At 66.4% G+C, this 11870-nt stretch carries 12 protein-coding genes; 10 read left to right on the top strand and 2 right to left on the bottom strand.

Going from position 1 to position 11870, the window contains the following annotated elements:
* Positions 1-786: 786 nt before the first annotated feature.
* Positions 787-840, bottom strand: a complete 54-nt coding sequence (locus tag ACTIF6_RS26205; RefSeq protein WP_439590659.1) for a hypothetical protein — start codon at positions 838-840, stop codon at positions 787-789.
* Positions 841-942: 102 nt separating this feature from the next.
* The gene (locus ACTIF6_RS26200; RefSeq protein ID WP_439590657.1) at positions 943-1731 is read right to left on the bottom strand and encodes a FadR/GntR family transcriptional regulator; all 789 of its coding nucleotides are present in this window, start codon (positions 1729-1731) and stop codon (positions 943-945) included.
* An 80-nt stretch (positions 1732-1811) separates the two neighbouring features.
* On the opposite strand from ACTIF6_RS26200, the gene ACTIF6_RS26195 reads away from it, so the two are divergent.
* The 10 genes from ACTIF6_RS26195 to ACTIF6_RS26150 are packed head-to-tail and all read left to right on the top strand — an operon-like array spanning position 1812 to position 11841.
* Positions 1812-2813: an amidohydrolase family protein gene (locus tag ACTIF6_RS26195; protein ID WP_439590656.1), complete on the top strand. Its 1002-nt coding sequence runs from the start codon at positions 1812-1814 to the stop codon at positions 2811-2813.
* A 29-nt stretch (positions 2814-2842) separates the two neighbouring features.
* Positions 2843-3859 carry a protocatechuate 3,4-dioxygenase gene (locus ACTIF6_RS26190; RefSeq protein WP_439590655.1) on the top strand — a complete coding sequence of 339 codons (1017 nt, stop codon included), beginning with the start codon at positions 2843-2845 and terminating at the stop codon, positions 3857-3859.
* The gene (locus ACTIF6_RS26185; protein ID WP_439590654.1) at positions 3856-4719 is read left to right on the top strand and encodes a branched-chain amino acid ABC transporter permease; all 864 of its coding nucleotides are present in this window, start codon (positions 3856-3858) and stop codon (positions 4717-4719) included. The genes ACTIF6_RS26190 and ACTIF6_RS26185 overlap by 4 nt, the downstream gene beginning before the upstream one ends.
* Positions 4716-5744, top strand: a complete 1029-nt coding sequence (locus ACTIF6_RS26180; protein WP_439590653.1) for a branched-chain amino acid ABC transporter permease — start codon at positions 4716-4718, stop codon at positions 5742-5744. Before ACTIF6_RS26185 ends, ACTIF6_RS26180 begins: the two co-directional genes overlap by 4 nt.
* Entirely contained in the window at positions 5741-6496 is a 756-nt protein-coding gene (locus ACTIF6_RS26175; RefSeq protein WP_439590652.1) for an ABC transporter ATP-binding protein, read from the top strand. The genes ACTIF6_RS26180 and ACTIF6_RS26175 overlap by 4 nt, the downstream gene beginning before the upstream one ends.
* Complete coding sequence (locus tag ACTIF6_RS26170; protein ID WP_439590651.1) at positions 6489-7190, top strand: ABC transporter ATP-binding protein; 702 nt, start codon at positions 6489-6491, stop codon at positions 7188-7190. The genes ACTIF6_RS26175 and ACTIF6_RS26170 overlap by 8 nt, the downstream gene beginning before the upstream one ends.
* Positions 7191-7195: 5 nt before the next feature.
* Positions 7196-8152, top strand: coding sequence for a PDR/VanB family oxidoreductase (locus tag ACTIF6_RS26165; RefSeq protein ID WP_439590650.1), 957 nt, complete (start codon positions 7196-7198; stop codon positions 8150-8152).
* The gene (locus ACTIF6_RS26160; RefSeq protein WP_439590649.1) at positions 8152-9258 is read left to right on the top strand and encodes a CobW family GTP-binding protein; all 1107 of its coding nucleotides are present in this window, start codon (positions 8152-8154) and stop codon (positions 9256-9258) included. Before ACTIF6_RS26165 ends, ACTIF6_RS26160 begins: the two co-directional genes overlap by 1 nt.
* A gap of 5 nt (positions 9259-9263) precedes the next feature.
* Positions 9264-10625: a Rieske 2Fe-2S domain-containing protein gene (locus ACTIF6_RS26155; protein ID WP_439590648.1), complete on the top strand. Its 1362-nt coding sequence runs from the start codon at positions 9264-9266 to the stop codon at positions 10623-10625.
* A complete protein-coding gene (locus ACTIF6_RS26150) occupies positions 10612-11841 on the top strand; it encodes a Gfo/Idh/MocA family protein (RefSeq protein WP_439590647.1) in 1230 nt (409 codons plus the stop codon). Before ACTIF6_RS26155 ends, ACTIF6_RS26150 begins: the two co-directional genes overlap by 14 nt.
* Positions 11842-11870 lie beyond the last annotated feature (29 nt).

The raw sequence follows: 11870 nt of genomic DNA, 5'->3' as shown, positions 1-11870 counted from the left end.
GGCAGAATTACCGACGAGGTCAACGCTACAGACGATTGACCATCCGGTGCGTCAAGATGGGTTCGCCGCGCGCTTACGAACCCTCGGTATTCACCGGGGGTTCTTTTTTGGCAAGAAGCTACAAACGCAGAAACGCAGGGGGTCAAGGGCGTGTCCCCCTGGAGCACGAGGGCCTTCAGCTCAATTTCTGTCGCAATCTAGAGTGCGAGAACTTCGGAGCACCACCGCAGGCAGAAGCGGGGTCAGGAAGAGCTTCAGTCGATGGTTACCGGGCCATTGGTGTGTCGTCAGAATCGACCATCTACTGCATGCGTTGCAACCAAAGCTTTACGCTGAAGAGCAATCGAGCGACGCTAGAGGAGTTTGAGAGACAACGAGCACCCTTTATGCAGCCCGAAGGCGCGGCATGTCGGAACGCCTCATGCGTCAACCATGGACTTTTCAACTCCGACGGCTACCAGTCGTTCGGCAAAAGCCGAGGTGGCTCGGCGCGGTACCGATGCAAGGTGTGCAAACAAACCTTCACGGTTTCCCAGCGTGCGACGCTGCGCCAGCGCCAACCGGAAGTAAACGAGTTGGTGCTGAATTTACTGGTAAACAAAATGCCCATGCGCAGGATCTGCGAGGTGGCAGATGTTCAGCCTGCCGTTTTGTATTCGCGCATACATTTTTTCCACAAACAGGCCATCCGCAACTCGCGAAGCTGCCGGTTCATCGATCGAACGGCAGGATCCACCGGGCGCTTTTGTGCGGCACGCACCGCCTGTGCCGCGTCCGGTGCTGCGCTCAGGCACGGCGCCTGCGCAGCACACCGAGCAAAGCACCACCCAGAAGGAACAGCGCCCAAGCAGGCAGTGGCGCGTCCGAGTCATTGACATCCGAACTGTTGCCCGCTTGCGCGCCGCGGGCCTGTATATGCCCCAGCCCGCCGAAGCGTCGCGGCTACTTCTCGCCCAGGATCGCATCTTCGGCGCTGACCACATCAGAGTAACGCCGGTAAAGCCCGGACACGTTATCGAGGTGTGCGCGCATGGCGGCGAAGGCAGCCTGCGGATCCGCTCCCGCAATCGCCTGCACGATTGCCCGATGCTGCGCATTGGACTTGATGCGCTGGCCCGGCTTGATCGAGGGCCTGCGAAATCTGCGCCAGCCGGCGGAGCGCCGCAGGCGGTTAACGAGGTCGAGCATCTCGATTAGCACGCTGTTGTGTGTGGCCTTGGCGATCGACATGTGCAGCGCGAAGTCCCAATGCTCGTAGGCATCAAGATCCGAAGCCTCCTCGCGGCGCCGCATGCAATCGCGCATGTGCTCCAAGTCGGCGGCCCGAGCCGCGAGCGCCGCAAGCTCCGCGATGGCCGGCTCCAGCGCATAGCGCACCTCGAGCAGCTCGCGCGGGCTCAAACCGACCGAACTGTCGATCGCGAGAGCCCCGCCAAGCGCCAGCGCCTGCAGCTGGGGCGGCGCGATGCCGGCGCCACTGCCTACGAACGTGCCGCGCCCCACGTGGCGAACCACGACCCGGTCATTCTCCAGGATCGTCAGGGCCTTGCGGATCGCACTGCGGCCGACGCCGAACTCCGCAGACAACTGCCGTTCTGGGGGCAGCTTGCGCTCGCGCCGCTGCATCATGATTTCTATGTGGGTTCGCAGACGGGCGACGGTTTCCGCGATTTCGGGCCGGTCATCCAGCGAATCCTGCGCGCGCTCTAGGGGGTTGTACTGAGTTTTCAAAACCAATCCGAACCATTGTTTCCAACCAATTCCCCGACTTGTACAGTGCCTGCAACTCTTCGTCAAACACATTCAACGCAATGATTATCGACTGCCACGGCCACGTCAGCCCGCCCACCGAACTCTGGGCCTACAAAGCTTCCATCCTGTCGCATCGCGGGTCGCACGGCCGGGGCAGCGTGACCGTGAGCGACGATGAGTTGTTGGAAGCAATGAACAAGAAGGAGATGGCTCCCGCCGGTCACCTCGACATGCTCAAGCGCGTCGGCACCGACCTGCAGCTGATCTCGCCCCGTCCCTTCCAGATGATGCATTCGCAGAAGCCGGGGAGGCTGGTGCACTGGTTCTGCGAGGAGGTCAACACGGTCATCCATCGCCAAGTGATGCTGCTGCCGAAGCAGTTCTTTGCCATCGCCGGATTGCCCCAAGTCGCCGGAGAGCCGGTCGAGGGAGTGCTGCCGGAGCTGGAACGGGTGGCGAAGCTTGGCTTCAAGGGTGTGTTGCTAAATCCGGATCCGTACGAGAACAGCGGCACTGAGGCGCCAGGCCTGGGCGACCGCTACTGGTACCCGCTGTACGAGAAGCTGTGCGAGCTGGACATGCCGGCGCATGTACACGCTACCGGTTCTCATTCGGATCGCTCGCCGTACACCATGCACTTCATCAACGAGGAATCGATCGCGGTGTACAACCTGGTCAATTCCAGCGTGTTCACCGACTTTCCGCAGTTGAAGATCGTGATGTCGCATGGCGGGGGCGCCATGCCTTACCAGCTGGGCCGGTTCGAATCCGGCGCGATGCGCTCCGGCCGACGCTTCTCCGAAGGCATGCGGAAGCTCTACTACGACACCGTCCTTTACACACAGGGGGCGCTGCGCCTGCTGATCGAAACCGTCGGCCCCGATCGTTGCCTGTTCGGCTCGGAGTGCCCCGGCGTCGGGTCCGCGATCAATCCCGCGACCGGGCGCACATTCGACGACATCCGCGGCCTGATCGAAGGCTTCGAGTGGCTGAGCGCCGAGGAGAAATACATGATCTTCGAGGGTAATGCGAAGAAGGTGTTCAACCTCAACATCGACTAATAAGCCAGCAGGCAGAAGAGGAATTTATCGTGACGCAGATCGTGCTCGGGTTGGCGACATCTCATGGTCCCATGCTCTCGACGCCCCCGGAACAGTGGGGGCTACGGGTAGTGGCCGACAAGGCCAATCACGCGCACGCCTATCGGGGCCGCACCCACACCTTCGACGAACTTGTGGCGTTGCGCGCCGGCGAAGGCATTGCACAGCAAGTTTCGCCGGAGGCTTGGCGCGACAAGCATGCCAGCTGTCGCCGTGCAATAGGCGCGCTGGCGAGGGTTTTCGAGCGCGTGCGGCCGGACGTGGCCGTGATCTTCGGCAACGATCAGATGGAACTGTTCGGCGAGGACAACATTCCCGCCTTCGCCGTCTACTGCGGCGAGACCATCCGAAATCAGGAATACGACCCCGAGAAGATGGGCAAGCTGCCGCCGGGGATTGCCATCTCCGTGGCGGGTCACATCCCGCCGCAGGGCGCCGACTACAGCGGGCACGCGGCGCTAGGCAGCCACATTATCCGCTCGCTGACGGCCGCGGGCTTCGACGTGGCGGCACTCAAGGAGTTCCCGTCGCGGCACCCGACCGTCCCACATGCATTCGGCTTCGTCTATCGCCAGATCATGAATGACCGGCCGGTGGCTTCGGTGCCGCTGTTCACCAACACGTTCTACCCGCCCAATCAGCCCACGGCGTCCCGCTGCCGCCTCTTCGGCCAAGCGGTGCTGCGTGCAGTGCAGGCTTGGCCTGGTTCGGAACGTGTGGCGCTGATCGCCTCGGGCGGATTGAGCCACTTCGTGATCGACGAGAAGCTCGATCACATGGTGCTCGACGCGCTGCGGGCCGGCGATGGTGATGCGCTCGACGCGGTCAGCGAAGACCTGTACCAGTCCGGATCGTCGGAGATCAAGAACTGGATCCCGCTGGCCGGGGCCATGGCCGAACTTGGCTGGCCCGCGACCATCGTCGACTATGTCCCCTGCTACCGCTCCGAGGCGGGCACAGGCAATGCCATGGGCTTTGCCTATTGGGAGCCGGAGAACTCGCAGTGACCAGCCTGGCAGGAGTGCTCTTCGACGGTATCGCCTACGGCGCACTGCTGTTCCTGATCAGTGTGGGCCTGTCCGTGACGATGGGCCTGATGAATTTCGTCAACCTGGCCCACGGCGCCTTCGCCATGGTGGGCGGCTATGCCTGCGTGGTGTTGCTCAATCGCTTCGGCTGGCCTTTCCTCGCGACGCTGCCGGCGGCCTTCCTGCTCTCCGCCGCGATCGGGCTGGTGCTGGAGCGAACCCTCTATCGCCGCTTGTACCGCGCGAGCCATCTCGACCAGGTGCTGTTCTCGATGGGCCTCACCTCCGTGGCCGTCGCAGCGCTGACCTACGTTTTCGGCCCCGCTCAGCAGATGATCCAGCTGCCGTCGTGGATGCAGGGTCAGCTGCAGGTCGGGCCCTTCAGCCTTGGCACTTATCGCCTGTTTCTGATCGCATTGGTCCTGGTCACAATGGTGGCCCTTACCTGGCTGCTCGAGCGCACACGTTTTGGCGCCGAAGTACGCGCTGCCGTGGACAGCCCGCAGGCCTCGGCGGGCAGCGGCATCAATGTCGACCGGGTGTTCAGCCTTGCCTTTGCGCTCGGGTCCGGCCTCGCCGGCCTCGGTGGCGGACTCGGAGTGGAGCTGCTTGGCCTGCATCCCACGTTCGCCTACAAGTACCTCGTGTACTTCCTGCTGGTGGTCGCCGTCGGCGGCACGTCGAGCATGAAGGGCCCGTTGCTCGCGGCGATGCTGCTGGGCGTGCTCGACACGGTCGGCAAGTACTACGTGCCTGCCGCAGGCGCTTTCATCATTTATGCCCTGATGGTGCTGCTGATGATTTTGTTCCCCGCAGGGCTGGTGCGGAGGGCGGCATGAGTACCCTGCGGCACGCACAGCCCCTCGAGCAGGTCGCTGTCCCAGCCGCAGCCCCCCGCCTGGCCAACGGCGCCTGGCGCCCCGCCGAACTGCTGTTCTGGCTGTTGCCGGTGGCGGCCTATCTGGTCTTTCCCGAGCACCTGCTGTTGATCAACCAGATGATGATCGTCGGCCTGTTCGCGCTCTCGCTGGACCTGATCGTCGGCTACGCGCGCATCGCCTCGCTCGGACACGCCGCGTTCTTCGGCGTCGGCGCCTATACCGCGGGACTGCTGTCCGTCCATGGTTGGGGCGAGCCCCTCAGCGGGCTGCTCGCGGCAGGCCTTGCCGCGGGGCTCTTCGGCCTGTCCGTCAGCTTTCTGGTGGTGCGCGGCGGCGACCTCGCACGGCTGATGGTGACGCTGGGCATCGGCATGATGCTGTACGAACTGGCCAACAGGGCCGCGTTCATCACTGGCGGTGCCGACGGGCTCTCGGGGATGGCCATGCACAAGCTGCTGGGCCTCTTCGAGTTCGATATCTACGGCCGCACCGCGTTCTTCTACATCCTGGCGGTCCTCGTGTTGGTGTTCGTGCTGATGCGCCGGCTGGTGCAGTCCCCCTTCGGCCTGGGCCTGCTCGGAATCCGCGAAGGCGAGAAGCGCATGCCGGCGATCGGCGCCGATGTCCGTCGCAAGCTGGTTATCGCCTTCACCATCAGTGCGACGGCAGCGGGGGTGGCGGGGGGCCTGCTGGCTCAGACCACCCAGTTCGTGGCGCTCGACTCGCTCGGTTTCCACCGCTCCGCCGAATTGCTGATGATCTTGATCCTCGGCGGCACCGGGCGCTTGTACGGCGCGCTGCTCGGCGCGATCGTCTTCCTGCTGGCGCACCACTTCCTGGCCAACCTCAATCCGGTCTACTGGCAATTCTGGATCGGCCTGCTGCTGATCGTGATCGTGCTGTTCGCCCGCGGCGGCATCATGGGCGGCCTGGATGTCCTCCATCGCCGCATCGCGCTGCTGCGCGACAAGGGTGGGCGATGACCACGCCCACGCTACGCACCGAAGGCCTGGGCAAGCGCTGGGGCCTGTTCGACGCCAACAAGGACGTCAGCCTGACGCTGCACCCCGGTGCGCGCCACGCCCTGATCGGCCCCAACGGCGCCGGCAAGACCACGCTGATCAACCTGCTCACGGGCGCGATCGCGCCGACCGCCGGCCGAGTTTTGCTGGGGGACGAGGACATCACGCGGCTGCCCCAGCACCTGCGGGTCAAGCGCGGCATGACGCGCACCTTCCAGATCAATACCCTGTTCGCCGGCCTCACGGTGCTGGAGTCGGTGCTGCTTGCCATCTGCGAACGCAAGGGCCTTCAGAACCGCCTGCTGCGCACCGTCGCCAGCCTGCGAGACGAGACCGATGAGGCGATGGCGCTCCTGGCCATGCTGAAGCTGACGCGCGAAGCCGACGCCCCCACTCGCACCTTGGCGTACGGCCGCCAGCGGCTGGTTGAGATCGCGCTCGCACTCGCCACCAGGCCGCGGGTGCTGCTGCTGGATGAACCGGCCGCCGGCATCCCCTCGGCCGAGAGCGCAGAACTGTTCGAAGTGATCGCCGCGCTGCCGCGCGACGTCACGATCCTCTTCATCGAGCACGACATGGGGCTGGTGTTCCGGTTTGCGGAGCAGATCACCGTGCTCACCGGCGGCGAGGTGCTGTGCGAAGGCACGCCGGCGCAGATCGCGGCCGACCCGCGAGTGCGCGAGGTCTACCTGGGCGAGGCCGTCCATGAGTGAGCTGCTGGTGCTCGATCGCGTCACCGCCGGCTACGGAGCGTCGGTGGTGCTGGAGGACGTTTCGGTGTCGCTCGCGGCCGGCGGCAGCCTGGCGCTGCTCGGGCGCAACGGCGTCGGCAAGTCAACCCTCCTGCTGACTCTGATGGGCTTCACCGCCCTGCACGGCGGCGCGGTGCACTGGCAGGGGCGTGACCTGCAGCGCGTCTTGCCGCATGAGCGGGTGCGCGCCGGCATCGGCTGGGTGCCGCAGGACCGGCTGATGTTCCCGTCGCTGAGCGTAGCGGAGCACCTGCAGGTGGCGGCGCGACCCGGGGAGTGGGACATCCCACGCGTCTACCAGCTGTTTCCGCGTCTCGCGGAGCGCCGCCGCAACATGGGCAACCAGCTATCGGGCGGCGAGCAGCAGATGCTCGCCATCGCCCGTGCGTTGATGACCAATCCTCGCGTGCTGCTGCTCGACGAGCCCATGGAGGGCCTGGCACCGCTGATCGTGCAGGAATTGCTGGGCGTGCTGCGCCGCCTCGTCAGCGACTCCGGCCTGTCGGTAATCGTGGTCGAACAGCACGCGCGCCTGGCGTTGGAGCTCACGCGCCAAGCCGTGGTCCTCGAGCGCGGGCGGGTGGTGCACGCGTCCGACAGCGCGAGCCTGCTCGCCAGCCCCGAAACCCTCAACCGCCTGATCGGCGTCGCCTGATTCCCATGTCTCCAACCTTCCATGTCCTCGTCCGGTCGATCACCCTCGAAGCCGCAGGTGTGCTGTCGTTCGAGCTGCGGCCGCTTGACGGCCAGCTGCTCCCGGCCTTCACGGCCGGCGCGCACATCGACCTGCACCTGCCTGGCGGACTGGTGCGCAGCTACTCGCTGCTCAACTCGCAGGACGAGCGCCACCGCTACGTAGTAGCCGTGCAGCTCGATGCCAACGGCCGTGGCGGCTCACGCGCAGCCCACGAACTGCGTGTCGGCCAGACGATGGGCATCGCCGGCCCGCGCAACAACTTCCAGCTGGCCGAAGCCGCGCCGCATACGGTGCTGGTGGCCGGAGGGATTGGCATCACGCCGCTGTGGTGCATGGTGCAACGGCTGCAGACGCTGGGTCGCTCCTGGGAGCTTCACTACTGCGCCCGCACGCGCCAGCAGGCGGCACTGCTCGATCGCGTTGAGGCCCTGGCGCCGACGGCCCGCGCCCGGGTCCACCTGAACTTCGACCATGAGCCTGGCGCCAGCGCGCTCGATCTCGCCGGGCTGCAGTCGCGCCACGCCAGCGAGACCCACTTCTACTGCTGCGGGCCGACCGGCATGATCCAGGCCTTCCAGGCGGCCACCGCGCAGAGACGGCGCGAGTGCGTCCACGTCGAGTATTTCGCCAACCCGAACGAGGCGGCGGTAGCCGGCGGCTTCGCGGTGCAGCTCGCCCGGCGCAAAGTGCGTCTGCTGGTGGCGCCTGGCCGGAGCATCCTGCAGACGTTGCTGGATGCCGGGGTGGAAGTGCCTTACTCCTGCATGGAGGGCGTCTGCGGCAGTTGCGAGGTGCCTGTGTTGGCAGGAGAGCCGGAGCACCGCGATCTCGTGCTCAGCCCTGAAGAACAGGCCCGCAACACGCGAATCATGGTCTGCTGCTCCGGCAGCAGGAGCGATACCCTGGTGCTCGACCTGTGATGACGCAATCCATCCCGATCCCGGTGACCGTGCTCACCGGCTTCCTCGGCAGCGGCAAGACGACGCTGCTGGCGCGTCGGCTCGCCGAGCCCGCGATGGCTGGCACAGCCGTGGTGATCAACGAGTTCGGGCAGGTGGGGCTGGACCACCACTTGCTGGAACGGCTGGAGGGCGAGACCGTGCTGCTGGACAGCGGCTGCATCTGCTGCAGCATGCGCGACGGCCTCGCGGCGACGCTGCACGGCCTGTTGCTGCGATCGCAAGGCGGCCAGCTGCCGCCGATCAAGCGGGTGGTGATAGAGACCACCGGCCTGGCGGATCCCGGCCCCATTCTTGCCACGCTGATCATGGACCCCCGGCTGGCGCAGGCCTTCAGCATCGGGGCCGTGGTGACCACGGTCGACGGCGTGCATGGCCTGCAGACGCTCGACGCCCACCTGGAATCGGTGCGGCAGGTTGCGGTGGCGGACCGCCTCGTGCTGACCAAGGGCGACTTGGCGCACCCAGGCGAGCTGCTGCGGCTGCGCGAGCGCCTGCTGCGCATCAACCCTGATGCGGAACTGCTCTCGGTCATCGCAGGCGACGCCAGTCCGGAGGTGCTGCTGCCGATGCCGCAGCCGCGCGTGGCCGTGCCGCAGCCGGCAGCGCACGCCTGCGATGAGCACTGCGATCACCTCCAGCACGGCCACGAGTACGGGCCAGCGCCGCACGACGCGCGGGTGGCATCACACGTGTTCAGCTTCGAGCAGCCGCTGGACTGGGAGTTGGTCAGCCATTGGCTTGGCAGCCTCGCCTTTTTCCATGGCGAGCGGCTGCTACGCGTCAAGGGACTGCTCGCCGTCGAGGGCGAAGCCCGGCCGCTGGCGGTGCACGGTGTGCGCCACCTCCTGCACGAACCTGTGGCGCTACGCGCCTGGCCCGACGCCGACCACCGCTCACGCATCGTGTTCATCACCTGCGATCTGGGTCGCGACGCAATTGCCGCCGCCTTGCAGCGCGCCTTGCATGACAAGCGAGGCGAATCTGTGGCAAACATCGGTGACGCCATCACCACACCGCCCCTAGCGGGCAACAACTCGCCCGCCCCGGGCGCCTGGATGGAGTGAGACCCATGCTTTCGAACGAAGACAACGAGACCCTCTGCCGCGTCGGCAAGGGCACGCCCATGGGCGAACTGTTCCGGCGCTTCTGGCTGCCGGCGCTGCTGACCTCCGAGCTGCCGGTGCCCGACTCCGGGCCGCGCCGGCTGCGGCTGCTCGGCGAGGACCTGGTGGCGTTCCGCGACAGCGAGGGCCGGGTCGGCATCATCGCTGCCTACTGTCCGCACAAGCTAGCCCCTCTCTACTTCGGCCGCAACGAGGAAGGGGGCCTTCGCTGCGTCTACCACGGCTGGAAGTTCGACGTGACCGGCCAGTGCGTGGAAATTCCCAACCTTCCGGCCAGCTTCAACGTCGCCGCGTTGAAGCAAAAGGCCGCCATCACGGGCTATCCCACGCGAGAAGCGGGCGGGTTCGTCTGGGTCTATATGGGTCCGGGCGAGCGCGAGCCGCAGATGCCCGGCTTCGAGTGGACCGCGGTGCCGCCCGATCAGAACCACGTGGCACGCTGGTTGCAGCGCACCAACTGGGCCCAGGGCATGGAGGGCGAGATTGACAGCTCGCACATCAGCTTCCTGCACCGCGAGTTCGACCCGGTGTCCTGGGGCCACAAGGCGCTTGTCAAGGTGACGGCGCCGATCCCGCCTGGTACCCGTGACGGCTCCCCGGTCATGACGATTCGCGAGACCCCTTACGGCCTGGTCTACGGCGCCCGCCGCAACAACGACTCCGGCGACTACCTCTGGCGCGTGACTCAATGGTTCGTGCCGATGTACAGCATGATCCCCAACGGCGAGTACCCGCGCTCCGGCCGCGCCTGGGTGCCGGTGGACGATCACAATGTGATGGTTTTCAACTACACCTACCGAGCCGATCGCCCTTTCACCAGTGAGGAGTGGGCCTACCTCGAGGCCGGCCCCTCCTTCCCACCACCGAAGGAGTCGATGGCGGTTGAACTGGACGATGGCTACGTCATTGACACCTGGGTGCCACTGGCGCGCAAGTCCAACGACTACCAGCTGGATCGCGAGCGTCAGAAGAAGGTCAATTTTTCCGGCATCTCCACGGTCACCGACCAGGACCGGGCGTTGCAGGAAAACATGCCCAGCGGCTTAGGCTTGGGTCCGGGTCGAATTGTCGACCGCTCGCGCGAGATGCTGGTGCCCTCAGACGGACCGGTGATCACCGCGCGCCGCATCCTGGTCAAGATGGCCAAGGACCTACAGAGGGGAATAGAGCCGCCACAGCCGCACGACGGCAAACTGTACGCGCCACTGTCAATGTCGGCGCTGGCGCCGCAGGCTGAGTTCGACGACTTCCTGGCAGCATGGCCGGCGGGCAGGGCGCGGGTTGAGGCTGGCGATGGAACACGCTAACGACGCGCTTGCTTGCGCACTGACGGAACCCGCGGTGCCGGGTTCTGCGGTGCGGCTCGGCATCGGCGGACTCGGTCTGGCGGGGACGCTGATGGTGCGCGCGGCATCGCTAGCCCCCGGTATCCAGCTGGTGGCGGCGGCGGACACGCGGGAAGCGCCGCGCGCCGCGTTCGCCCGGGACTTCGGCGTGCCGACCTACGCCGACCTCGAGCAACTTTGCAAAGACCCGGATGTGGAGGCGGTCTACGTCGGCACGCCGCACCAGTTCCATGCCGAGCACGCGGTAATGGCGGCCAGCCACGGCAAGCACGTCGTGATCGAGAAGCCGATGGCCCTCACGCTCGCCGATTGCGACGTGATCCTGCAGGCCGCCCGCACGCACGGCGTGCAGCTGCTGGTGGGTCACACGCACGCCTACGACCCCGCTATCCGGGCGATGCGGCGCATCATCGCGAGCGGCCGCTTGGGCCGGCTGCGTCTGCTGGCCACCCTGAACTACACCGACTTTCTCTACCGTCCGCGCCGGGCGGAGGAACTCGACACTGCGCGCGGCGGCGGCATCGTCTTCAACCAGCTGCCGCACCAGCTTGACATCCTTCGCACGCTCGGCGGCGGCCTGCTGCGCAGCGTGCGCGCCGGCTGCGCCGTGCTCGATGCAGCGCGGCCGACCGAGGCCGCCGCGACTGCTTTCCTCGAGTTCGAGGACGGCACCGCCGCGTCGATGGTTTACAGCGGCGCCGACTACTTCGACAGCGACGAGCTGCACGGCTGGGTTGGCGAAGGCGGCGAACCCAAACAGCCGCGCCACGGCAGCGCGCGGCGCGCGCGCGCGGGCGATGAAGGCGTAGACGAAGGGGAGCTGCGAGCCGAGCGCCTGGCCTACGGCGTGCTGCAACTCAGGCGCCAACTTGCGCCGCATCCGCCGCACTTCGGAACGACCATCGCCACCTGCGACGGCGGCGAGTTGAAGGTAAGTCCCGAGGGGCTGGGCCTGTACGACGCCGACGGCGCTCATTCCCTCGCGCTGCCGCGCGGCTCGGGCTATGAGGGCCTGTTCGCGGACCTGCGTCAGGCGCTGCGCGCCGGTACCCGACCGCGCCACGACGGCCACTGGGGCAAGGCCGGCACCGAAGCCATGCTGGCGCTGCTGCAGTCGGCGCGCGAGCGCCGCGAGATCCACGTGCACAGCCAGGTCCCGCTGCCCGCGGGGGCCTGACGCAGGCACAGCTGCGACTATTTCACCCA

It is taken from the genome of Hydrogenophaga sp. (assembly GCF_051860785.1).
In the GTDB taxonomy this organism is placed as follows: domain Bacteria; phylum Pseudomonadota; class Gammaproteobacteria; order Burkholderiales; family Burkholderiaceae_C; genus Hydrogenophaga.
Note: the sequence above shows the minus strand (reverse complement) of the source record. Positions and strands in the feature narration are given on the sequence as shown.